Here is a 21,510-nt window from a genome sequence, read left to right on the forward strand (position 1 = left end):
AAGTCTCCGATGAAAGTATCACGTCCTCTTTTTTTCCTTCGTTTACTCTTATTTAACGTTCTTCTCTATCTTCCGTGACAGCGATAAGAGGCTTCTGGTTTCAAGGGGGGGAAGTAAGGATATGGAAAAGGAGGGAGGGCATTTTTATATGAAAGTATTGGCGATTGCCTCCGTCATGCTTGGCATCTTAGTCGTCCAGACTATCAGTTTCTTCTATCCAAGTTGGAAAGAGTTAAAAGAAGCCCCCTTTTCCGATGGGAAAAATAGAGGGTTTGGTTGGCTGGGATTCGGCATACTGCTTCTTATGATTATCTTAAGCCAGCTTATTCTTCCAATATAGTTACCCGCTTTATAACAGTCACCCAGAACCTAAACTCCGGGGGCTGTATTTTCTCTCCTCGTTTGAAAATGAACGCCTCTGGCTGGGCTCTCCCTCCTCTTCACCTATATGCTCCCTGCCTTGAAGGAAGCAGTCTTATTCTACTACGATAAGTATGTTTTCCTGCTCCTCTGTTTTACCAAAACAACTAGTCAAAACCCCATGTACATAAATGAAGAAATATCCTTCAATCGTATTGTTAGTCTCCAGGTAAGGAACGATTCCGACAGGTTGGCAAGGTGTCATTTTTGTGTCATGACACCTTGCCGCTGTATTTCTATCTTATTTTTGGAAGTTGAGGATGATGTTCTTTAAGAGCGGAGCCTTCTGCCGGTCTCGTGATCCGGCGCCTCCGTCTCAGCCCCTTTAGACTTCATAAACGACAACGAATATTGGTTGAACGTGTGGGGAGCATCCAGGTTTACGACGTGTCCGGATCCCTTCACTTTAATAAAGTCAGCGTTAGGGAGCCCTGAGATATCCTCCAGCACATGATCGATGAACATATGATCTCCTTCGCCCATCATGTAAAGCTTCGGGACATGAGCGGATGGCTCGACGGCTTCTGTGAACGTCCCTCTGACGGTCGGAGCGATGTCATACCAGCCGAGGAATTCGTTTCTTTTCATTTGGGCCGCCTCTTTAATAAACGAATTTCTGGATTCCTGATGATTTTTACGTGGCATAAGGATGTGAGCAAATATCGTATACAGCCACATGTGCGGCACAAACTTTTTGACCATGCTGCCGATCAGCAGCAACAGCTTGGGAAGTGGTGTAATTTTCGTAATCACTCCGCCAAGGACAGCCGTTTCGACACGATTGGGAGCAATGGCAAGGATTTGATGGACAACGACGGCCCCCAATGATATTCCCACCATATGGGCTTTGTGAATACCGATATCATCGAGGACATCGACAACATCCCGGGCTCCCCGCGTAAATGAAAAATCGTCAACGTCAAGAACGCTTGGAGATTTTTTATGTCCTCTTAAATGCACGGCGACCACATTAAAATGATTTCGATAGCTTTTAATCTGAGGGAAGAAGATATTTGCACTTCCCCCGATACCGTGAATTAAAAATACGTACTCTTTATTTGGGTCATTACCGAAAATCTTATATTCTAACAAATATTTTTCTCCTGTCTATAAAAAAATTCCTTTAGAATATTTATAACATATTGAGTACCATTATTGTTTAAATCTCTGAATTCTTCAGCACATTCCTTGGACCCTGTCATCCTAAGCTTTTATCCCTGGTGGAGAAGGAGAGGGGTCTGCCTTTGTATGGATAATTTTTGCAGTAATTTTCGGAAAGGTGTTGTATTTTGAGAAAATTTAAAATAATATAAAAAGTAACATACCCACCGGTAGGTATGTGGACTCTCAGTGAGGAAAGAGGTTGATCACATGCATTTACGCTTGACCGATGAACAGGAAATGGTAAGAAAAACCATTCGTAAATTTGTGGAAAAGGAACTAATACCTCTGGAAAACGATGTGCTTCGTAATGAACGGGAAGGAAAGCCGAGCCTTCCGGAAGGGAAGATGGAAGAACTTCAACAGAAGGCGAAGGAAGCGGGATTCTGGGGGATCAATACCCCGGCTGACTATGGCGGCGCAGATTTAGGGCAGATGATGCTGGCCATCGTTCAAATGGAAGTCGCACGAACGTTTGTGCCTTTCCAGTTTGGCGGTTCTGCCGACAATATTCTCTATTACGGAAATGAGAAACAGAAGGAAACGTACTTAATCCCGACGATTCAGGGAGAGAAGAAATCCTGTTTTGCGATGACAGAACCGGGAGCCGGGTCGGATACGAGGAACCTTCGGACAACAGCGGTGAAGGATGGCAGTGAGTGGGTGATCAATGGAGAGAAAACATTCATCACCGGTGGAAATGAAGCAGACTTTGTCATGGTCATTGCGGTAACCAACAAAGAGCTTCATCAAGAATCGAATGGACGAAAAGGGGTGACCTGTTTCATTGCAGATCGTTCGATGGGCTGGGAATCTGAGTACATCCATACGATGGGCGAATGGGGTCCGGCGGCTCTCATTTTTGATAACGTCCGGGTTCCGGAGGAAAATATCCTTGGTGAGATCGATCATGGGTATGATCTCGGCCTTGAATGGATCGGGTTTGCCCGCTGGATCGTCGGAGCACGCGCGGTTGGTGCAGCAGAGCGTCTGCTGAATATGGCCATCGATTATGCGAACGAACGCGAAACCTTCGGAAAGCCGATTGGGGAGCGGCAGGCGATTCAATGGCAGATTGCGGATTCCGCTGTGGAGGTGGAAGCAGCGAAGTGGCTCGTATTAAACGCGGCCTTTACGTTGGACCAGGGAGAGGATAACCGGCACTACGCATCGATGGCGAAGCTGTACGGAGCGAACATGGGCAACAATGTGATCGACCGTGTTCTACAGATTCACGGCGGTATGGGCTATACGCGGGAACTGCCGATTGAACGGTGGTACAGGGAAGCAAGGCTGTGGCGGATTTATGACGGGACAGACGAGATTCAACGGTTGATCATATCCAGAAATCTATTAAAAGGCCATGTGAAGATTGGTTGATGGAGGAGGTATACGATGAGGGAGAGATTTAAAGACAGGACAGCCTTTATCACCGGTGGGAGCCGTGGTATCGGAAAAGGTATAGCCCGCCATTTCGCAGAAAACGGAGCGAAGGTGGCCGTTATTGACGTCAATGAGGAAGCGCTTCAGGAACTGGAGGCAGAATTCCGTGACGAAGGCTTTGAAGTCTTCTGCCAAAAAGCGGATGTGACACAGTACAAAGAAGTCGAAAAGGCTGTAAAGGAGACCCACGAGCGGTTTGGATCGGTCGATATTCTGATTAACAACGCCGGTGTCATCCGTGACAATATGCTCTACAAAATGACGGATGAGGACTGGGATACCGTAATGGATGTCCATTTAAAAGGGTCCTTTCATGCAGCCAGGGCTGTTCAATCGTACATGGTGGAACAGAAGTATGGGCGGATTGTGAACATTTCTTCGACTTCTGCGCTCGGAAACCGCGGTCAGGCGAATTATGCCACCGCTAAAGCCGGTCTGCAGGGATTTACGAAGACGCTGGCGATTGAGCTTGGGAAATACGGCGTGACCGCCAACGCGGTAGCCCCCGGATTCATTGAAACCGATATGACGAAAGCGACAGCTGCCCGGATCGGGATTACTTTTGATGAGCTTGTCCAGGCCAGTGTGGCTCAGATTCCTGTCGGCCGCAGCGGAAAGCCGGAGGATATAGCAAATACGGCAGCTTTCTTTGCGGATGAAGCGTCATCTTTTGTCAACGGCCAGGTCATCTACGTCGCAGGTGGACCAAGAACGTAACAAAAAGGAGAGGTGTCCGTGTTTAAAGAAACGGTAGGAAAAAAATCGACGCCGGTAAAGAACGTCGTTGAACGTGGGGCAGTGAAGAAGTTCGCAGAAGCCATCGGGGATCCGCATCCGTTGTTTATCGATGAAGAAGCGGTGCAGCGAAATATTGCTCCGCCTACCTTTCCGCGGGTGTTTGAATATGGGGGGATCGAAGGGCTCCACCTCCCTGAAAAAGGATTGATTCACGGGGAGCAGCATTATCACTACAGCCGGCCTCTTTATGTGGGGGAAGATGTTTATTGTTACGCCCAGGTGGACGATTATTATGAGCGGAGCGGACGGAGCGGCGAGATGGGGTTTCTTAAAGTGAAGCGGTATGGCGAAGATATCGACGGCCGGCTCATTTTTTCAGAAGAACAGGTTGTGATCATTACGGAAGCGGTCAGAAAGGGGATGAACGTATGAACCCAATGGACGGCGTCCAGCCCGGAGATAAGCTGAAGACGGTGACGCTTCCGGCTGTAACAAGACTCGATTTAATCAAATATGCCGGGGCATCCGGGGATTATAATCCGATTCATACGGTTGATGAAGAAGCAGAAAAAGCCGGGCTCCCCGGCGTGATTGCGCATGGGATGTGGACGATGGGAAGTCTTGCCAAGCTGTTCACTCCTTTTTATGAAGATGGATTTATCCAGGATTATTCTATCCGCTTTCAGGGGATGGTGTTTGTCGGCGACGTCCTGACCCTGCATGCGGATGTCGTCAGTCACGAGGAATCCATGATTACATTTGATGTCTATGCGAGAAACCAGCAGGAAAAAGATGTGATTCGTGGAAGTGTGGTATTCAGGAAGCATTTAGAAACTTCAGCTACATAAAGGGGGAAGAGCGATGTATTTTGAGCATTCTGAGAAAGTGATAAAGCTGCAGGAAAAGCTGACGACGTTCATGGAAACATATGTTTACCCGAATGAAGCCTTGTATGAGGAGCAGTTGAAAAAGGAAGACCGCTTTTCTGAAGTTCCACCGATCATGGAGGAATTGAAAACGAGGGCAAAAGAAGAGGGATTGTGGAACTTATTTCTCCCCGAAAGTGAATACGGGGCCGGCCTTACAAACATGAAATACGCGCCGCTGTGCGAGATCATGGGGCGTTCGGCCATTGCACCGGAAGTCTTCAACTGCGCCGCACCGGATACAGGCAATATGGAAGTACTCGTCCGCTATGGGACAGAGGAACAGAAAAAGCAGTGGCTGGAGCCTTTGCTGCGCGGGGAAATCCGTTCCTGCTTTTCAATGACAGAGCCGGATGTCGCTTCTTCCGATGCTACAAACGTGCAGACGAGCATCACGAAAGTCGGAGATGAATACGTCATTAATGGGACGAAATGGTGGTCGTCAGGTGCCGGTGATCCCCGCTGTAAAATCAGTATCGTGATGGGGAAAAACGATCCGGATGCGGCAAGGCATGAACAGCAGTCGATGATCCTTGTACCACTGGATTCCGAAGGCGTTACGATAAAGCGTTTACTTCCCGTCTTCGGCTATGATCATGCCCCACATGGGCACGCGGAAATTGAATTCAAGGATGTCCGTGTACCGGCCTCCAACCTTCTGTGGGACGAAGGTAAAGGATTTGCTATCGCCCAGGGCCGGCTTGGACCGGGGCGGATTCATCACTGCATGCGTACGATCGGCGCAGCAGAACGGGCGCTCGAGCTGATGTGCGAACGTGTGAAAAGCAGGCAGGCTTTTGGAAAACCGCTGGCTGACCAAGGGGTGGTCCGTGAATGGATTGCAGATTCCCGGATTGATATTGAACAAGCCCGCCTGCTTACATTAAAAGCGGCCTACATGATGGATACGGTCGGCAACAAGGAAGCTAAATCTGAAATCGCCATGATTAAGGTGGTGGCCCCGAACATGGCGTTGAAAGTCATTGACCGCGCCATCCAGGCCTTCGGAGCGGCTGGTGTGAGCGGAGATTTTGAACTGGCGGCCAACTGGGCCAACATTCGTACGTTACGGCTGGCGGACGGGCCTGATGAAGTCCACCGCCGGGCAATCGCCAAGTATGAGCTGGCGAAAGACTATGCAAGGAGCATGGTCCATGCACGCCAGTGAGCTGTTTAATCTCACGGGTCAGGTAGCGGTCGTTACAGGTGGTGGGCGCGGTCTTGGCAGACAGATGGCTCAAGGCCTGGCAGAGTCAGGCGCGCATGTGGTCATCTGCTCCAGAAAGTATGAGCCCTGCCTGGAGGTGAGTGAGCAGCTGAAGGAGCACGGTGTGGATGCTCTTGCATTCGCTTGTGATGTCACCGACCCGGATTCCATCCAGGACGTCGTAGACAAAACCGTCGACCACTTCGGAAAAATCGATATTCTCGTCAACAACAGTGGAGCCACTTGGGGCGCTCCTGTCGAGGACATGCCGCTGAGTGCGTGGCAGAAGGTATTCCAAGTGAATGTGACCGGCACCTTTCTCATGTCCCAGGCGGTCGGCCGTGTGATGCTGAAGCAGGGAGAAGGAGCAATCATTAATATCTCTTCTGTGGCAGGCATGAAAGGATCGGATCCGGAGTATATGGATACGATCGGCTACAATTCCAGCAAGGGTGCCGTTTTAACCTTTACTAAGGATCTGGCGGTGAAATGGGGGCCGAGGGGCATCCGCGTCAATGCCATTGCGCCGGGATTTTTCCCGACGAAAATGTCGGAAGTGCTTATGGAGCGGAGCGGTGAGGCGTTCTTGAAGAATACCCCGCTCCGGAAGTTCGGCAGTGAAGATGACTTGAAAGGTGCGGTGATTTTCCTAAGTTCGAAAGCATCAAAGCATATCACAGGGGATGTGATTATCATTGATGGTGGATCACATGCGATGTGAAAAGGAGGAAGAATATGAGTGATCGAGAGGCTGTCATCGTTTCAGCCGTCCGGACAGCGATAGGCAGGCAGGGCGGAGCACTGGCTTCTGTTCCTGCCCACTTTCTTGGGGCCGAAGTCATCAAAGAAGCGGTGAAGCGTTCGGGTGTACAGGCAGACAGCATTGAAGATGTCATTTTTGGTAACGTGCTGAGTGGTGGCGGGAACATTGCGAGACTGTCAGCCCTGCAGTCCGGGTTATCGATGGAGCTTCCCGGCCTGACGGTGGACCGGCAGTGTGGATCAGGCTTGAATGCCATCCATCTGGCTGCCCAGGCCATTGAAGCGGGACATGGAGAAGTGTATGTCGCAGGAGGAACGGAAAGTATGAGCCGGGCGCCGTACTTGATGGACAAGCCTGAGCGTGCCTACCATCCGGCTCCACCGAAATTCAGAGCATCGCAGCTTTCACCTGAGGAAATCGGGGATCCGCCGATGGGAATGACAGCCGAAAACCTGGCGGAAAACTACCAGATCTCCAGAGAGGCCCAGGATCAGTTCGCCCAGGCGAGTCAGGAACGGATGGCGGCTGCTGTGGAAGCCGGACGTTTTACCGAGCAGATCGTTCCCCTTCACATTCCGGTGAAAAAAGGAGAGCCGGTCGTATTTGATAAAGATGAGCACCCGCGTCCGAACTCTACGCTTGAGGGCATGGCGAAGCTTCCACCGGCTTTTCGGAAAGAAGGGTCCGTAACGGCAGCCAACAGCTCGGGCTTGAATGATGCGGCCTCAGCTCTCACAATCATGTCGCGGGCCAAAGCGGAGGAAATGGGAGCTTCTCCTATGGCTGAAGTCCTCGGCTGTACGGTCGCAGGTGTAGATCCGAACATGATGGGAATCGGCCCGGTGCCGGCTGTGAAGAAGGTCCTGAAGAAAACGGGATTATCCTTGGAAGATATGGACGTGATTGAAATCAATGAGGCGTTCGCGGCCCAGGTATTAGCCTGCCAGGCGGAACTGGACATGGATATGGATAAGGTGAATGTGAACGGCGGAGCCATAGCCCACGGTCATCCGCTCGGCGCTACCGGGGCGATCCTTGCAGTGAAAGCCATTTATGAACTGCAGCGGCAGAAAGCCTCTTACGCGCTGGTGACGGCTTGTATCGGCGGCGGGCAGGGGATCGCTATGATTCTGGAACGTTCGAAATAAGGTCTCTTTCATAAAAAATGGGGATGTTATAATAAAATCACTTCCCAACATGAAAGGACACGGTATCTATGAAACAGGAAATCATTCAAACAAGTATTCATTTATTTGATAAAAAAGGCTTCACCGAAACGTCTCTTCAGGAAATCGTCGAGGAGATCGGCGTGACAAAAGGAACATTTTATTACTACTTTAAAAATAAACAGGAGCTGCTGACGGATATCCATCTGGATTTCATTGAATTCCTGCTCGGAAACCAACAGAAAATCTTAAACGACACCAACCAGGATTCCAAGGACAAACTGCGTTCGATGATTTTCATGGTGCTGGACAGCATCAAGTACAGGAAAAAGAGCGCACGGATCTTTTTCCGTGAAATACGCAACCTCGGCCCTGATTATTTAGAACAGATTGTAGAAAAAAGGGACCAGTTCCGCGTCAACCTCCAACAGCTGGTGGAAGAAGGAATCGAAAAGGGGGATTTCCAAAGCAGTCTGGATCCGAATATGGTGACAAGAGGCATTCTTGGGATGACGAACTGGAGCTATTACTGGTTTGACCCGGACCGGGAAGTGTCGGCCGAAGAACTGACGAACATTTACTTGTCGATGATCTTGAATGGAATCAGCTCCAAGGAATGACAAGCCTTTTTCATAAGGCTTCGACATTCACATACTGACTGGTAGGAATGGATGGTGTGAGATGATTTATAAAAGCGTGGTAGGAATCAGGTTTTCTGAAACGGATATGGCCGGTCACGTGAATAACACGAGTTATTTCATCTATTTGGAGGAAGCGCGGGGGAAGTTTTTTCGCGACTTGTTTCAAGAGCAGGAGGATACGCTCGGCCGGTTTATCCTCGCGTCAACGAAGTGTGACTTCATCAGTCAGGCCTACTTCGGACAGCACCTGCTTATAGAAACGACGATCTCAAAAATTGGAACTTCCAGCTTTACATTTGCCCACCGCGTTTATGTAGAAGGCACCGACCAGCTTGTAGCTGCATCGGAAGCGGTGGTTGTCCATTTCAATTATGAAAGGCAGAAAAGCGAAGCCCTCCCGCCGGAATGGCGGATGATGCTTGAGGATTACGTAAAAAAGGGGGTGAACCTTTGAGTCGTTTTACAAACAAAGTGGCCGTTGTAACAGGAGCGGGCAGTGGGATCGGGGAGCAGACAGCCAAAAAACTTGCCCTTGAAGGAGCGTCTGTCGTCCTTGTCGGGCGTACAAAGGAAAAACTGGAGCGGGTGGCCGCTGACATTCTGGAAAACGAAGGGGCAGAGGTCTTTGTTTTCCAAGCGGATGTGAAAAACGAGAATCAAGTAGCCGGACTTGCTTCCTTCGTCGAAGAAACGTTTGGGGATCTGCATATCCTTGTGAACAATGCGGGAACATCGGGCAATGCGACGATTATGGAACTGGGTGCTGATGAATGGGACAGGATTCAGGAAACGAATATCAAAAGTGTGTTTCTGACCTCCAAGGCGCTTGGGAAAATTATGATGGAAGGTTCGGATGGTGCACGGGCCATCATCAATGTGGCATCCCTGTCCGGCCATAAGGCAGGAGCAAAAATCCCGCACTACAGCTCATCGAAAGCGGCGGTGATTCATTTCACACGTTCTCTTGCTCTTGAATTTGCTGAAAAAGGGATCCGCGTCAATTCCGTATCACCGGGATTCGCTGAAACCCCGATGACGGCGGATGGTCTGAAGAACAAACGCTTTGAAGAGGCTGTCAATCGCAATACAGCGCTTGGAAGAGTCGGACAGCCGGAGGAAATCGCCAGCGTCATCTGTTTTGCTGCGTCCGATGAAGCCTCATACATGACAGGTTCAGATCTTCTTGTTGATGGAGGCTGGCTCATAAAGTAGTCTGTCTGAATTTTTGGTAACGCTTACATTAAAGAGGAGTGATCTCATGCTGACCAAGCATTATGATTTCTGGCCGACGTTAACGAAGACACTCACGATTCCTGAAACGACACTCTACGATAACCTGCGTATATCCGCCGAGCGCTATCCAACCCATGAAGCGATCCGCTATTATGGAACGGGTCTTTCCTACGGGGAATTGAAGGAACAGGTAGACAGCCTGGCCGGATACCTTCAGGTCCATTTGGACGTGGACAAGGGAGATAAAGTCTTGTTGTTCATGCAGAATTCTCCGCAGTTCATTATCGGGTATTATGCCATTTTACGAGCGGGAGCGGTCGTTGTACCGATCAATCCGATGCTGAAGACGAACGAACTGGAGTTTTATGTGAAAGACGGGGCCATCAAACATGCCCTTGCTGGACAGGAACTGATGGATGTCGTCGAACCGCTCTTGGAATCGTCGTCCCTGTCATCCATTGTAGCCGCGGCCTACTCTGATTATGTGAAGGAATCCGGCAGCGTGGAGCTACCGCCGGAAGTGTCGGCTGCTAAACAAGTGTATACCGAGGAGGCCGTTCACGTATGGTCGGAAGCTCTTGCTCTGCATGTGCCTGCCAGAGACGTCGCTGCGAGTGTCGATGATCTCGCTGTCATGCCGTATACGTCAGGGACGACCGGACTTCCAAAAGGCTGTATGCATACGCACCGGACCGTCCAGGCGAATACACTCGGTGCCTATTACTGGTCACGCGTGACGATGGATGCCCGCTCCCTCGGGACGCTTCCCCTGTTCCACGTCACTGGTATGGTCCACAGCATGCATATGCCGATTTACAGTGGAAGCACGATGGTGCTTATGACACGTTGGAACAGGGAAACCGCCCGGCAGCTGCTGAGCAGCGAGCAGTGTACTCACTGGGTGACGATCAGTACGATGCTTGTGGATTTTCTGGCGAACCCTGAACTGCAGGCGGAGGACATGGCTTCTCTTCATGGCATATCCGGAGGCGGTGCTGCTTTTCCGAAGGCACTTGGCGAAAAATTGTACAAGCTGACAGGTCTTGAATTTGTGGAAGGATACGGGCTTTCAGAAACGATTGCCCAGACCCACTTCAATCCACAGGAGCGGCCGAAAATGCAGTGCCTCGGCATTCCTTCCTTTGATGTCGATGCGAGAATCATCGACCCCGGGACTCTTGAGGAAATGGGCGCCGGGGAGATTGGTGAAATTGTCGTGCATGGCCCCCAGGTGATGACCGGCTATTACAACCGGGAGGATGAAAACGAGCATGCGTTTATCCATATCGATGGGAAATCCTTTTTCAGAACGGGAGATATTGGACGCTTTGACGAAGAGGGCTACTTTTTCATGGTCGATCGTTTGAAGCGGATGATCAACGCTTCCGGCTACAACGTATGGCCGACAGAAGTCGAGTCTGCGCTCTACGATCATCCAGCAGTCCAGCAGGCGTGTGTCGTCGGGGTTCCTGATCCAAGAAAAGGAGAGGAAATCAAAGCTTTTGTCATTTTGAATGACGGCTTTGAGGGAGAGATCACGGAAGATGCGATCATTTCCTGGGCCAAAGAAAAGATGGCTGCCTATAAGTATCCACGCAAGGTGGAATTTGTCGAGGCATTCCCGATGACCAACAGCGGGAAAATCCTCTGGCGCAAGCTTCAGGAACAGGAAAGGCAGAAGGCAGAAACCGGACCACTGGAATAATAACACCCGGTCCCGGTAAATCCGGGGCCGGCCGCTTTTAAATTGAAGGTAAAGGGGACGTTCCATGGATATCTTCATTCAGCAGGTGTTTAATGGTTTGACGATTGGAAGTGTCTACAGTCTGGTGGCGCTTGGTCTGACACTTGTGTACGGCATCCTTCACATTCCGAACTTTGCCCATGGCGCATTATACATGCTGGGTGCGTACATAACCTTGACGATGATGCTTTTGTGGGGGATCCATTACTGGATTGCGATGGCTGTTTCGGTTCTTGTTGTCGGTCTGCTTGGAGTGTTAATGGACAGACTGGTGTTTCATCCCCTTCGTAATGCACCGCCGATCCATGACAAAATTGCGGCCATCGGTATTTTATTGTTTCTTGAAGCCTTTGCCCAGCTGATCTGGGGAGCGGACTACCGTACAATGGAAACGCCATATGGTCAGGTCGTCAACCTTTTCGGAATGACCGCAACGACGCAGCGTGTCCTGATTAATATCGGAGCTGTCGTCGTCATGATTCTGCTTTACTTGTTTTTGAAAAAGACGTACACAGGCTCCACGATCATTGCTATGGCACAGAACCGCGAAGGGGCCAGTTTAGTGGGCATCAACACAAGCCGGGTCGCCATGCTGACGTTCATGCTGTCCGGGGGCCTCGCCGCTGTTGCTGCTTCTTTATCCGCACCCATCAACCTTGTGTTTCCCGGTATGGGGCATCTCGTCATTCTGAAAGCTTTCGTCATTATTATCCTTGGGGGGATGGGCAGCGTACCCGGAGCTATTTTAGGCGGGTACATTCTAGGGTTTACCGAAAGCCTTGGAGCCACGTACATCTCGAATGACTACAAGGATATCATTGCCTTCTTAATGCTTGTGATCATTCTGTCGATCAAGCCTAAAGGATTGTTTTCAAGGGAGGGCTTTTAATTGGTCTCACTTCTGAAAAACAGAGGATGGATCATGGGGTTTATCGCTGCCGGCGTTCTATTTCCCTTTGTTCTGCCCAACGCTTATTTTCTGCATATTTTAACGCTCGCCTTTATTTGGATGATTGCCGTATACGGTCTGAATCTACTGGCCGGCTACACCGGTTATTTGTCCCTGGCCCATGCTGGATTTTTTGCCGTCGGTGCGTACGGGTTGGGATTGTTGACGGTCAAGACAGGTATGAACTACTGGTTCGCGCTCCTCCTGGCCTGCCTGATCACTAGTGCGGTCGGTTTGATCGTCGGTCTCGTAGCTCTAAGAACGAGAGAGCACTTCTTTGCCATCTATACGCTTTGTGTCGGATACATCATCTACCTCATCATCGACAAATGGGACAGCCTTACCGGCGGTGTGCGCGGGTTGATCGGCATCCCTGAACCTTCCAATATCGGACCCATATCCTTCCAGACGCCGATTTCTCAATACTATTTAATTTTTGCTTTTCTTCTGTTCACGATTCTGGTTATGTACCGGATCGTCCATTCCTTGACCGGCCGGACGTTTATAGCGATCCGCAACAGTGAAGACCTGGCACGCACGCTCGGCATATCCACGATGAAAAATAAGCTGATGGCTTTTGTCCTCTCGGCGTTTTTCGCCGGCCTTGCCGGGGCTCTGTATGCTTCGTTCATCCGCTTCATTGGTCCGGACATTGGTTACATTACGATTATTTTTGATCTGCTGACCTATCTGCTGGTCGGCGGTATCGGAACACTCGCAGGTCCCATCGTAGGAACCTTCCTCATTGTCGCCTTGTCTCAGTCGCTGCAGTTTCTTCAGGATTACCGGATGCTCATCTTCGGCCCGCTCTTAACCTTATTGATTATTTTTTATCCGCGGGGAATTGTTGGAGCCTATCATGACTGGCGTTTGAAACGGAATCCTGCTCAGCGGAGGCGTCCGCAGAAAGAGCAGGAGTACTTTGAGACAGAAGAATCGGAGAAACAGGTGAAGGAGGGATGAGCATGTTGATGGAGACAAAAAAGCTGACGAAGCAGTTTGGTGGTCTCACGGCTGTCAATGACGTGGATTTTACGATTGAAAAAGGGAAGATCAATGCGATCATCGGACCGAACGGTGCTGGAAAGTCCACCTTTTTCAATCTGCTGAGTGGTACGTACACCCCTTCCGCTGGTCAGGTGTTTTATAAAGGACAGGAGATTACGAAACGGCCGCCGGAAAGAATCGCAAGGCTTGGCGTTGCCCGGACGTTTCAGACGACGCATTTGTTTGAAGAATCCACCGTGCTCGATAACGTGATTGTCGGTCACCGCCTCCGGACGTCATCAAATTTATGGGATGCCGTTTTCCGCACGAAGCGTTTCAAATTTGAAGAAAAGAAATGCCGGGATAAAGCGATGGAAGTGCTGGATTTCGTCGAGCTCACCCATGTCATGGACGAGCCGGCCGGAAGCATCACCCAGGAGGAGAAGAAGCGGGTGGCCTTTGCCCTTGCTCTGGCCACTAATCCCGAAGTCGTCTTCCTGGATGAACCGACAGCAGGTATCAACCCCGGGGAAACCGCAGGGCTGGCCTCACTGATGGAAAAAATGGTGCAGCGGGGCATTACCGTCTGCTTGATTGAGCACAAAATGAAAATGATCATGAAGCTGGCGGACAAAATCATGGTTTTGAATTATGGTGAGAAAATTGCTGAAGGGACGGCCGAGGAAATCATGAATAACCAAGCGGTCATCGAAGCTTACTTAGGGGGCGGTGCGAGTGCTTGAGTTAACCGATGTGTCGATACGATATGGATCCTTTACCGCTGTAGAAAACATCAATATTCACGTAGGAAAGGGAGAACTCGTCGTTCTGCTCGGTTCCAACGGTGCAGGAAAAAGTTCGACGTTTAACACGATCAGCGGACTGCAGAAACCGAGTGACGGAACCATTCTTTTCGAGGACCGCCCGATTCAAGGGGCTGGACCTGATAAAATCGTCCGTTCAGGCATAGTCCAGTGCGCTGAAGACCGGAAGCTCTTTCCGCAGATGACGGTCAAGGAAAACCTTGTAATGGGAGGCTATGTGCACCGGAGGAAGCGGAAGCAGGTGAATCAGTCTTTGCAGGATGTTTTTGAACTGTTCCCGATATTACAGGAGAAAAAAGATCAGCCCGCCGGCTCCTTAAGCGGAGGCCAGCAGCAGATGCTTGCCATCGGGCGGGCACTCATGGCTCAACCGAAGCTGCTGCTGCTGGATGAGCCATCCATCGGCCTCGCTCCGCTGATTGTCGAGCAGATGTTCGAAGTGATTCAGAAAATTAATCAAGACGGGACGACGGTCCTGCTTGCCGAGCAGAATGCGTTTGCGGCCTTGAAGATTGCCCACCGAGGCTATGTCTTTGAAAGTGGATCGGTCGTTGTAGAAGGGACAGCGGAAGAACTGCTGGCAAATGATACGGTCCGGAAAGCTTATATCGGGGCCTGATGGCAGCGTTCCGCTTTTGTCCGGTCTGCACCAAACATTTCATATCTAGGGGGATCTTTTATGAAAATGATCAAAGATTCAGCTGTTTTCCTATTGGCCGTCCTGCTTCTGCTTCTCGCTGGCTGTATTGATAACCCATCGAACCAGTCCGCAAGCGGGGGAGGCAGTGAAGCTGAATCCGAAGCACCGGAAGTCGAAGAGGGAGAAGAAGTCGTCAGTATCGGATACAGTGGTCCATTGAGCGGTCCCGCTGCCTATTACGGCGAGCGTACATTAAACGGACTCAAGCTTGCTGTTGATGAAATCAACAATAATGGCGGCTTTGACATTGATGAGCAGACATACAAGTTCAACCTCGTGTCGCTGGATGACAAGTATCTGCCGAATGAAACCGCAGCGAATGCGAAACGTCTGATTCAGGAAAACGACACACCGGTCGTATTTTCCCCCCACAGCGGCGGAATCAAGGCGATGCAGGTATTTAATGAACAGGAGAACTTCTTGATTGGGGCGTATACGAGTGAACCTGCCGTTACCGCTGAAGGAAACAAGTTAACCGTACGGGTACCTCCAAGCTATGATGGTTACCTTAAACCATTTACATCCTATGCGATGGAAAACCACGGCATGAAGCTTGCGGCCCTGCCAACAGCCTCCCAGTATGGGAAGGACTGGACAGAAGCGATTGTACCTTACTGGGAAGAACAAGGCGGAGAAGTGGTGTACAATTCTTCGATCGATTTTTCCAAGGATACCGACTTTTTCACGCTTGTGACCAACGCCTTGAAGGAAGATCCCGACGTTTTGTTCATTGGAGGCCCATCTGAACCGACTGCTAAAGTAGCGAAGCAGGCACGGGAGCTTGGTTTCGAAGGCGGGTTTATGATTATGGACCAGGCTAAACTGGATGAGATGGAGGCGGTTACCGGATCGTATGAATCACTGGAAGGGTCCGTCGGGGTTCTGCCACTGGCCAATTCCGAATACCCGGGAACGCCCGCTTTTATCGAAAAATATAAAGAGGAGCACAATGAAGTGCCGGGATCTGAAGCAGGGTACCATTATGTAGCGATGAACATTTTGATGGAAGCGATGAAGGCGGCAGGCAGCGTCGATGATCCGAAAGCCATCCGTGACCATATACAGGACGGCCTTGATGCCCTGCCGGAAGAAAAAGAAGTGTACACCATTGAAGAAATCGGGGAAGATGGCGGTTTTGCTACGGATTTAAGCATTGCTGCTGTGGAAAATGGTGAAATCGTAACGATTGAAGTCAACGATTGATGGTACCGGACAACCTGGCGGTGATTCCTACAGCATCGCCGGGTTTCTTTTTTCAAGGAGGAAGGAGAGGCGAAAGATGGACTTTCAACTGGACGATCAGACGACAGCGTTGAAAAAGAGTGTCAGAGCTTTTGTACAGTCAGAAGTGGAAGCGGCTGCCGCCGTCATTGAAAAGGAAGACCATATTCCTGAAGCGATTATGAAAATGTCCCGAGACCTCGGATTGTTCGGATTAAGCATCCCGGAGGAATACGGCGGATTAGGCATTTCAATGGTCGGAAAATGTGCCTTGTATGAGGAAATCGGAGCGACCCACAACGGATATACAACAGTGATCGGCGCACATACAGGCATTGGCAGCGTAGGGATTGTCGAGCTTGGAACCCAGGAGCAGAAAGCCAAGTATCTGCGCCGGATGGCAGCGGGGACAACGCTGGGCGCTTTTGCCCTGACCGAGCCTGGAGCAGGATCCAATGCCAGTGCTTTAAAGACGACGGCGGTGAAACAAGGCGACCGCTATATTCTAAACGGAACGAAGCATTACATTACGAATGCGACGGTTGCGGATGTGTTTACAGTTATGGCCGTTACCGATCCGGAAAAAGGGGCGAAGGGGATCACCTCGTTCATTGTAGAAAAGGATTTTCCCGGCTTCAAGGTCGGAGCTGTGGAACCGAAAATGGGCCTGCACGGCTCCCAATCAGCCGAAATCATTCTCGAAGATTGTGAAGTTCCGGAAGAAAATGTGCTCGGAAAAGAAGGGGAAGGGTATTTGAATGCCTTGAAGATTCTTGCCAACGGCAGGGCAGGTCTTGCTGCAAGGAACCTGGGCTCCTGTCAGAAACTGCTCGACATGTCGATGCAGTATGTGGAGGAGCGGCAGCAGTTCGAGGTCCCGATTATCGAGCACCAGGCGGTCGCCCATATGATATCGGAAATGGCAGTGGAAATCGAAGCGCTCCGTTCCTTTACGTACCGGGTGGCATGGATGGTGGATCAAGGAAAAAAGGTCATTAAAGAAGCCGCCATGCTGAAGCTTTATGGATCGGAAGTGTATAACCGCGTGGCGGATAAGGCGGTTCAGGTGCACGGAGGGATCGGCTATATCTCAGATTATCCGGTAGAACGCTTTTACAGAGATGCGAGGATTACAAGGATTTATGAAGGGACTTCAGAGATTCAAAAAAATATCATAGCCGGGCAGCTGCGGAAGGAATATGCCCGTTGATGGAAGGAGGGCGCTCATGAACGAAGAAATCGTTATCGTCAGTGCTGTGCGGACGCCTGTCGGCCGGTATGGCGGTTCGCTGAGGAATGAATCTTCCGGGCATCTCGCATCTCACGCGATCAAAGGGGCCATATCCGCGGCCGGGCTGAAGGGCGACGATATAAGCGAAGTGATTCTTGGAGAAGTCCGGCAGACGACAGAAGCTTCGAACGTGGCCCGTGTGGCTTCTTTGAGAGCAGGAATTCCTGAATCATCCCCGGCATATACGATCAATCGGTTGTGTGCATCCGGTCTGGAAGCGATCGCTTCTGGTGTTCAGCAGATTGCTTTTCAACAGGCAGATATTGTAGTAGCCGGCGGCACAGAGAGTATGAGCCGCGCACCCCTGTATTTAAGACAGGCAAGGTTTGGGGAAGGAGACCCTGTCTTAGTAGACTCCCATAAGGAAGCCGGTCAGCAGCCAAAAGAAATGTATGGGCCTGACCTCGGGATGGGTATAACCGCTGAAAATGTCGCCGAACGCTATGGCATCTCAAGAGAAGATCAGGATGTATTTGCGCTTGAGAGCCAGCGGCGTGCTGCTGCTGCGTTGGAGGCAGGGTTTTTTTCAGGCGAAGTAATCCCTTATGAAGTGAAAGGTAGAAAAGGGAATCAAACGATCAAGATTGATGAGCACCTACGTCCGGAAACGACAAAGGAAAAGCTGGCTTCTCTACGTCCGGTATTTAAGGAGAATGGGACGGTGACAGCCGGGAATGCCTGCGGCCGCAATGACGGAGCGGCTGCTGTGGTCATGATGACGAGGCGGAAAGCAGAGGAAATGGGATGTGTCCCCCTTGTCAAAATCACGGACTGGGCGGTGGCCGGTGTCTCCCCGGAAGTCATGGGAATTGGTCCTGTACCCGCTGTCCAAAAGCTGATGGACCGCACAGCCTTGAGTCTGAAGGATATCAGGTTGATAGAGTTGAATGAAGCTTTTGCTGCTCAGGCACTTGCCGTTATCCGGGAGCTGGAAGTGGATTCCGATATCGTGAACGTCAATGGCGGAGCGATTGCCCTCGGTCACCCGGTCGGGGCAAGTGGGACGCGGATCGTGACAACGCTGATTCATGAAATGAAGCGGAGAAAGGAAAGATATGGACTTGCCACGTTGTGCGCGGGTGGCGGTCAGGGCATGGCGATGCTGTTGGAACGTGCTTAAGGAAGGAATCTAAGAAAGGGAGCGGTGTTGTGGAATATCAAAACATAGCGTATGTGAAAGAAGATCGTCTCGCTTATATTGTTATTAATCGTCCTGAGGTCCGGAATGCCTTAAGTCAGGCCGTGCTCGATGAAATGGAGGACGCGCTGGGCCGGGCAGAGGGAGATGATGACGTAGGCGTCGTCACTTTCACTGGACAGGGAGAAAAAGCATTTGCCGCCGGCGCTGATATTCAGCAGCTGACCGAAGCGGAAGCGGTGGATGCATTGAAGAACGGCGATATGCAGCAGTTGTACGATAAGATCGAAGCTTACCAAAAGCCGACGATAGCCATGGTCAATGGCTTTGCGCTCGGTGGCGGCTGTGAACTGGCGATGTGCTGTGACATCCGTATCGCCTCCATCCACGCTTCCTTCGGTCTTCCTGAGTTGTCGTTATCCATCATCCCGGGCGCCGGAGGTACCCAGCGCCTGACCCGTTTAGTGGGCAAAGGAAAGGCTCTGGAAATGATTTTGACAGGGAAAAGGATATCCGCAGAAGAAGCTCTGGCGATCGGGCTTGTCACGAAAGTGGTTACGCCGGAACGACTGCGCACAGAGGTTGAGGAAACAAGTGCGAGCATTCTGGCTAAAGGTCCGCTCGCCGTCCAGCTCGCAAAACTTTCAGTTCATATGGGGGCGGAAACTGATATGAAAACCGCACTAATGCTTGAACGCCTCTCTCAGGCGGTCCTGTTCAACTCTGAGGACAAAAATGAAGGGGCGCGGGCTTTTCTCGAAAAAAGGAAGCCTTCTTTTGAAGGCAGATAACAGGAAAAGGGCGGATTTCCGCCCTTTTTGTGATTTCCGGAGGATTTCCCGGGAAATATGGATCAGGCATTAGTGGTGATTTAGTGATTGGTTGATATAGTTCCGATTTAATCGAAATATTTCAAATTTGGCTGATATATTCCGAATTTAATTGATATATTCAAAAACTAATTGATATATGGACAAAAAAATGGATATCCATCTACCTCTAACCCTAAGTTCCTCATCCTTTCTGCCGGTTTACAATACTCCTCACATCCTTTAAGATAGTCTGTATGCAAAATACTTACCTAAGTAAATAATCAAGAGGTGATAGGATGGAACGCTCCGATCATAATATTCTCCACCTGTTAAACCAGCAGGTGCGGCGGTTGAACCAAAGGATGAACGAAAAGCTGAAGGAATACGACTTGTACATGTCCCAATGGGCGGTCATATATACCCTCCATAGGATGGGGCCGATGACGCAGAAAGAAATCTGGCAGTATTTGAATGTGGAAGCTCCGACGGTTACAAGGACCATTACCCGTTTGGAAGAAAAGGGATGGCTTGTCCGTAAGCAGGGGTCCGATAAGCGGCAGCGCATCATCCATATTTCTCCTGAGGCGGAACAACGAAGAGATGAAATAGCCGCAAGTATTCGGAAGTATGAAGATGAACAGCTGCTTCAACTTACAGAAGCAGAAGAAAAGCAGCTCCGTGGTCTCCTGGAAAGAATGATCATAGAGGAGGGGAATGACAATGCAGAAGACTAACCAGCCGATTTGGACAAAAAACTTTATCAGCGTATCACTCACGCATTTCTTTGTCTTTGTAACCTTTTATGCGCTGCTAACCACTCTCCCTATTTACGTGATCGATGAACTTGGCGGTAATGAGGCCCAGGGAGGTCTTGTCGTCACCGCCATTATGGTGGCCGCCATTTTGATCCGGCCGTTTTCCGGTAAGTTTTTAGAAAAGACAGGTAAGAAAAAAGGGCTTATTGCAGCAGCCTCCCTTTATTTGCTTACGATGATCTTTTATCTGACGGTCTCTCAGTTTGAAGGATTGATTGCTCTGAGGTTTATTCACGGTCTTTCCTTCGCCGTTGTAACGACAGCAACAGGAGCTATCGCAGCGGACGTCGTTCCCGCACAAAGGCGTGGAGAAGGACTTGGGTATTTTGCGATGTCCATGAATGTGGCGGTCGTTGTCGGACCGTTTGTTGGTCTTTCGATTCTCCAGGCGGCTCCTTTTGAGACCTTGTTTATCGTTTTAAGTGTGTTTATGCTGCTTGGTGTGATCAGTTCATTGATGATCCGTTCTTCAAGTGAAAAAGCCGCACCGAAGACAGAACAGAAAACAGCGAAGGTATCTTTCCATGATTTATTTGAAACAAGAGCCTTGCCGACAGCCTTGATTGCAAGCCTTGTTGCTTTTTCCTATTCCAGTATTGTGTCGTTTATATCCGTATACGCGAATACCCTGGGGCTCGGAGGCGTATCCAGTTACTTCTTTGTCGTCTTCGCTGTTGTGATGATTGTTTCACGCCCTTCTCTCGGCCGGGCATTTGATAATAAAGGACCGAGTATTGTCATTCTTCCGAGTCTGCTTATTTTTGCAGGAGGCTTGATCCTGCTTGGGTATATCGATTCCTTATGGGGAATGCTGCTCGCCGGAGCCATCATCGGCCTTGGTTATGGATCACTGCTGCCGAGTTTCCAAACAATGGCTGTCCAGTCTGCTCCAGAGCATCGGAGCGGCCATGCCACGGCCACCTTTTTCATGATGTATGACACCGGAATCGCAGCAGGCTCCTATGTTTTAGGTTTGCTCGTTTCCATGACAAGCTTTCGTGTGACCTATCAGATCAGTGGGATTCTCGTTCTTCTCGTACTCGGAATCTTTTATTATGCTTATACACGCCAACAGAAAACGCGGATGGTAAAAGAGAGAGCTGAAGAAATCTGATGGGACAGCTTTTTCTATAAAAAGCAGCTCATTTGGCTACACTGGTGACAAAGAGGTGGTCAAATGGTGAAAGAGGAAGGAAACTTTATGAAGGGGCTGCTCTGGGCGGTTTTATTATCGGTTCCTTTGTGGGGATTGATTTTGACAGCAGTCTATATGTTTTTAAAAATAAATTGATTTTAAGGCAGGGTCCCTGAGGGGGATCCTGCCTTTTTCG

Annotated in this window: 23 protein-coding genes; 22 read left to right on the forward strand and 1 reads right to left on the reverse strand. The window is 50.1% G+C overall.

Annotated features, from left to right (window positions below):
• Positions 1–148 precede the first annotated feature (148 nt).
• Positions 149–340: a hypothetical protein gene (locus ACXAJH_RS10820; RefSeq protein WP_474993930.1), complete on the forward strand. Its 192-nt coding sequence runs from the start codon at positions 149–151 to the stop codon at positions 338–340.
• 350 nt (positions 341–690) lie between these two features.
• On the opposite strand, the gene ACXAJH_RS10825 is transcribed toward ACXAJH_RS10820, so the two are convergent.
• Positions 691–1,512, reverse strand: coding sequence for an alpha/beta fold hydrolase (locus ACXAJH_RS10825; RefSeq protein WP_474993932.1), 822 nt, complete (start codon positions 1,510–1,512; stop codon positions 691–693).
• A 279-nt stretch (positions 1,513–1,791) separates the two neighbouring features.
• On the opposite strand from ACXAJH_RS10825, the gene ACXAJH_RS10830 reads away from it, so the two are divergent.
• The 21 genes from ACXAJH_RS10830 to ACXAJH_RS10930 all read left to right on the forward strand — a co-directional run bounded on the left by ACXAJH_RS10830 (position 1,792) and on the right by ACXAJH_RS10930 (position 21,293).
• Positions 1,792–2,961, forward strand: a complete 1,170-nt coding sequence (locus ACXAJH_RS10830) for an acyl-CoA dehydrogenase family protein (RefSeq protein ID WP_474993934.1) — start codon at positions 1,792–1,794, stop codon at positions 2,959–2,961.
• 15 nt (positions 2,962–2,976) lie between these two features.
• Positions 2,977–3,741 (forward strand): 3-oxoacyl-ACP reductase FabG, encoded by a 765-nt coding sequence (fabG, locus tag ACXAJH_RS10835; protein WP_474989868.1) that lies wholly within the window; start codon positions 2,977–2,979, stop codon positions 3,739–3,741.
• Between the two features lie 18 nt (positions 3,742–3,759).
• Positions 3,760–4,194 carry a MaoC family dehydratase N-terminal domain-containing protein gene (locus tag ACXAJH_RS10840; protein WP_474969537.1) on the forward strand — a complete coding sequence of 145 codons (435 nt, stop codon included), beginning with the start codon at positions 3,760–3,762 and terminating at the stop codon, positions 4,192–4,194.
• The gene (locus ACXAJH_RS10845; RefSeq protein ID WP_474993936.1) at positions 4,191–4,610 is read left to right on the forward strand and encodes a MaoC/PaaZ C-terminal domain-containing protein; all 420 of its coding nucleotides are present in this window, start codon (positions 4,191–4,193) and stop codon (positions 4,608–4,610) included. The genes ACXAJH_RS10840 and ACXAJH_RS10845 overlap by 4 nt, the downstream gene beginning before the upstream one ends.
• A gap of 13 nt (positions 4,611–4,623) precedes the next feature.
• A complete protein-coding gene (locus tag ACXAJH_RS10850; protein WP_474993938.1) occupies positions 4,624–5,856 on the forward strand; it encodes an acyl-CoA dehydrogenase in 1,233 nt (410 codons plus the stop codon).
• Positions 5,843–6,616 carry an SDR family oxidoreductase gene (locus ACXAJH_RS10855; RefSeq protein ID WP_474969534.1) on the forward strand — a complete coding sequence of 258 codons (774 nt, stop codon included), beginning with the start codon at positions 5,843–5,845 and terminating at the stop codon, positions 6,614–6,616. The genes ACXAJH_RS10850 and ACXAJH_RS10855 overlap by 14 nt, the downstream gene beginning before the upstream one ends.
• A 14-nt stretch (positions 6,617–6,630) precedes the next feature.
• Positions 6,631–7,806: a thiolase family protein gene (locus ACXAJH_RS10860; RefSeq protein ID WP_474969533.1), complete on the forward strand. Its 1,176-nt coding sequence runs from the start codon at positions 6,631–6,633 to the stop codon at positions 7,804–7,806.
• A 68-nt stretch (positions 7,807–7,874) separates the two neighbouring features.
• Entirely contained in the window at positions 7,875–8,444 is a 570-nt protein-coding gene (locus ACXAJH_RS10865; RefSeq protein WP_474969532.1) for a TetR/AcrR family transcriptional regulator, read from the forward strand.
• 61 nt (positions 8,445–8,505) lie between these two features.
• Complete coding sequence (locus ACXAJH_RS10870; protein WP_474969531.1) at positions 8,506–8,919, forward strand: acyl-CoA thioesterase; 414 nt, start codon at positions 8,506–8,508, stop codon at positions 8,917–8,919.
• Positions 8,916–9,677, forward strand: coding sequence for an SDR family NAD(P)-dependent oxidoreductase (locus tag ACXAJH_RS10875; RefSeq protein WP_474969530.1), 762 nt, complete (start codon positions 8,916–8,918; stop codon positions 9,675–9,677). The genes ACXAJH_RS10870 and ACXAJH_RS10875 overlap by 4 nt, the downstream gene beginning before the upstream one ends.
• A 46-nt stretch (positions 9,678–9,723) precedes the next feature.
• Positions 9,724–11,403 (forward strand): long-chain fatty acid--CoA ligase, encoded by a 1,680-nt coding sequence (locus ACXAJH_RS10880; RefSeq protein ID WP_474969529.1) that lies wholly within the window; start codon positions 9,724–9,726, stop codon positions 11,401–11,403.
• A gap of 64 nt (positions 11,404–11,467) precedes the next feature.
• A complete protein-coding gene (locus tag ACXAJH_RS10885) occupies positions 11,468–12,331 on the forward strand; it encodes a branched-chain amino acid ABC transporter permease (protein WP_206933365.1) in 864 nt (287 codons plus the stop codon).
• Positions 12,332–13,354: a branched-chain amino acid ABC transporter permease gene (locus tag ACXAJH_RS10890; RefSeq protein WP_474969528.1), complete on the forward strand. Its 1,023-nt coding sequence runs from the start codon at positions 12,332–12,334 to the stop codon at positions 13,352–13,354. It begins immediately after the preceding gene.
• Positions 13,355–13,356: 2 nt separating this feature from the next.
• The gene (locus ACXAJH_RS10895; protein ID WP_474969527.1) at positions 13,357–14,121 is read left to right on the forward strand and encodes an ABC transporter ATP-binding protein; all 765 of its coding nucleotides are present in this window, start codon (positions 13,357–13,359) and stop codon (positions 14,119–14,121) included.
• Positions 14,114–14,821 carry an ABC transporter ATP-binding protein gene (locus ACXAJH_RS10900; protein WP_474969526.1) on the forward strand — a complete coding sequence of 236 codons (708 nt, stop codon included), beginning with the start codon at positions 14,114–14,116 and terminating at the stop codon, positions 14,819–14,821. Before ACXAJH_RS10895 ends, ACXAJH_RS10900 begins: the two co-directional genes overlap by 8 nt.
• 60 nt (positions 14,822–14,881) lie before the next feature.
• On the forward strand, positions 14,882–16,105 hold the full coding sequence (locus ACXAJH_RS10905; protein WP_474970993.1) for an ABC transporter substrate-binding protein: 1,224 nt from the start codon (positions 14,882–14,884) through the stop codon (positions 16,103–16,105).
• Positions 16,106–16,181: 76 nt separating this feature from the next.
• On the forward strand, positions 16,182–17,333 hold the full coding sequence (locus ACXAJH_RS10910) for an acyl-CoA dehydrogenase family protein (RefSeq protein ID WP_474993940.1): 1,152 nt from the start codon (positions 16,182–16,184) through the stop codon (positions 17,331–17,333).
• Positions 17,334–17,349: 16 nt separating this feature from the next.
• A complete protein-coding gene (locus ACXAJH_RS10915) occupies positions 17,350–18,534 on the forward strand; it encodes a thiolase family protein (protein WP_474993942.1) in 1,185 nt (394 codons plus the stop codon).
• 29 nt (positions 18,535–18,563) lie between these two features.
• Complete coding sequence (locus ACXAJH_RS10920; protein WP_474970996.1) at positions 18,564–19,343, forward strand: enoyl-CoA hydratase/isomerase family protein; 780 nt, start codon at positions 18,564–18,566, stop codon at positions 19,341–19,343.
• 317 nt (positions 19,344–19,660) lie between these two features.
• The gene (locus ACXAJH_RS10925) at positions 19,661–20,098 is read left to right on the forward strand and encodes a MarR family winged helix-turn-helix transcriptional regulator (protein ID WP_474969522.1); all 438 of its coding nucleotides are present in this window, start codon (positions 19,661–19,663) and stop codon (positions 20,096–20,098) included.
• On the forward strand, positions 20,085–21,293 hold the full coding sequence (locus ACXAJH_RS10930; RefSeq protein WP_474969521.1) for an MFS transporter: 1,209 nt from the start codon (positions 20,085–20,087) through the stop codon (positions 21,291–21,293). The genes ACXAJH_RS10925 and ACXAJH_RS10930 overlap by 14 nt, the downstream gene beginning before the upstream one ends.
• Positions 21,294–21,510 lie beyond the last annotated feature (217 nt).

The organism is Halobacillus sp. ABD4_316 (assembly GCF_056161385.1).

Coding starts and splice junctions, on each gene's coding strand:
- ACXAJH_RS10880 (WP_474969529.1), top strand. CDS start 9,724: ATGCTGACCAAGCATTATGATTTCTGGCCGACGTTAACGAAGACACTC.
- ACXAJH_RS10905 (WP_474970993.1), top strand. CDS start 14,882: ATGAAAATGATCAAAGATTCAGCTGTTTTCCTATTGGCCGTCCTGCTT.
- ACXAJH_RS10925 (WP_474969522.1), top strand. CDS start 19,661: ATGGAACGCTCCGATCATAATATTCTCCACCTGTTAAACCAGCAGGTG.
- ACXAJH_RS10870 (WP_474969531.1), top strand. CDS start 8,506: ATGATTTATAAAAGCGTGGTAGGAATCAGGTTTTCTGAAACGGATATG.
- ACXAJH_RS10865 (WP_474969532.1), top strand. CDS start 7,875: ATGAAACAGGAAATCATTCAAACAAGTATTCATTTATTTGATAAAAAA.
- ACXAJH_RS10845 (WP_474993936.1), top strand. CDS start 4,191: ATGAACCCAATGGACGGCGTCCAGCCCGGAGATAAGCTGAAGACGGTG.
- ACXAJH_RS10910 (WP_474993940.1), top strand. CDS start 16,182: ATGGACTTTCAACTGGACGATCAGACGACAGCGTTGAAAAAGAGTGTC.
- ACXAJH_RS10830 (WP_474993934.1), top strand. CDS start 1,792: ATGCATTTACGCTTGACCGATGAACAGGAAATGGTAAGAAAAACCATT.
- ACXAJH_RS10885 (WP_206933365.1), top strand. CDS start 11,468: ATGGATATCTTCATTCAGCAGGTGTTTAATGGTTTGACGATTGGAAGT.
- ACXAJH_RS10850 (WP_474993938.1), top strand. CDS start 4,624: ATGTATTTTGAGCATTCTGAGAAAGTGATAAAGCTGCAGGAAAAGCTG.
- ACXAJH_RS10895 (WP_474969527.1), top strand. CDS start 13,357: ATGTTGATGGAGACAAAAAAGCTGACGAAGCAGTTTGGTGGTCTCACG.
- ACXAJH_RS10820 (WP_474993930.1), top strand. CDS start 149: ATGAAAGTATTGGCGATTGCCTCCGTCATGCTTGGCATCTTAGTCGTC.
- ACXAJH_RS10915 (WP_474993942.1), top strand. CDS start 17,350: ATGAACGAAGAAATCGTTATCGTCAGTGCTGTGCGGACGCCTGTCGGC.
- fabG (WP_474989868.1), top strand. CDS start 2,977: ATGAGGGAGAGATTTAAAGACAGGACAGCCTTTATCACCGGTGGGAGC.
- ACXAJH_RS10855 (WP_474969534.1), top strand. CDS start 5,843: ATGCACGCCAGTGAGCTGTTTAATCTCACGGGTCAGGTAGCGGTCGTT.
- ACXAJH_RS10930 (WP_474969521.1), top strand. CDS start 20,085: ATGCAGAAGACTAACCAGCCGATTTGGACAAAAAACTTTATCAGCGTA.
- ACXAJH_RS10860 (WP_474969533.1), top strand. CDS start 6,631: ATGAGTGATCGAGAGGCTGTCATCGTTTCAGCCGTCCGGACAGCGATA.